The following is an 823-nucleotide window of genomic DNA, read 5'->3' on the forward strand; positions in this document are numbered from 1 at the left end:
CAAAAGCACGTTCCACGGCCTCAGGACCACCAGCAGCTTTTACAGCGTTTATCAAGAGGTTTTGTTCCATTTGTCGCCAATAATCATCTGCTTCTTCTGCTAAATCAATTGTAAAAGGTGGAACAATTTCCTCGACAGGAATTTCACCTTTATTCGCTTTTTCAACATTACCGAATAATTTTTTTAAAAATCCCATTTGCTTCTCCTTTTTGGATTTATCCGACTGAACCTTCCATTTCATAGCTAATCAAGCGGTTCAGCTCAACTGCGTATTCCATTGGAAGTTCTTTAGTGAAGGGCTCTACAAATCCCATAACGATCATCTCAGTAGCTTCAGATTCTGACAAACCACGACTCATGAGGTAGTAGAGTTGTTCCTCTGAAATCTTAGATACCTTGGCCTCGTGTTCCAAAGCAACTTGCGAGTTGTGAATTTCATTAAACGGAATGGTATCTGACGCTGATAAGTCATCCATGATAATGGTATCACACTCGATGTGAGAAACAGATTTCTTAGAGTTCTTGTTAAAGGTTACTTGTCCACGATAGTCCACCTTTCCTCCGCCTTTAGCAATGGATTTAGACACGATAGACGAGCTTGTATGTGGAGCGTTGTGGATCATCTTGGCACCCGTATCTTGGTGTTGCCCTGCATTGGCAAAGGCGATAGAGAGCATGGTTCCACGCGCTCCTTCTCCATCAAGGTAAACAGACGGGTATTTCATGGTTGTTTTAGCACCCAAGTTACCATCAATCCACTCAACAGTCGCATCTTTCAAAGCTTTGGCACGTTTTGTTACCAAGTTATAGACATTATCAGACC

The 823-nt window shown here is 42.2% G+C and carries 1 protein-coding gene and 1 pseudogene; both read right to left on the reverse strand.

The window, feature by feature from the left end; all coding sequences use genetic code 11:
* Positions 1-196: pseudogene (locus tag GMD4S_RS09660) on the reverse strand (hypothetical protein); the annotation flags it as partial.
* Between the two features lie 19 nt (positions 197-215).
* On the reverse strand, positions 216-823 hold a 608-nt coding region (locus GMD4S_RS09665; protein WP_000309671.1), incomplete at its 5' end, for a SufD family Fe-S cluster assembly protein.

It is taken from the genome of Streptococcus sp. GMD4S (genome assembly GCF_000296955.1).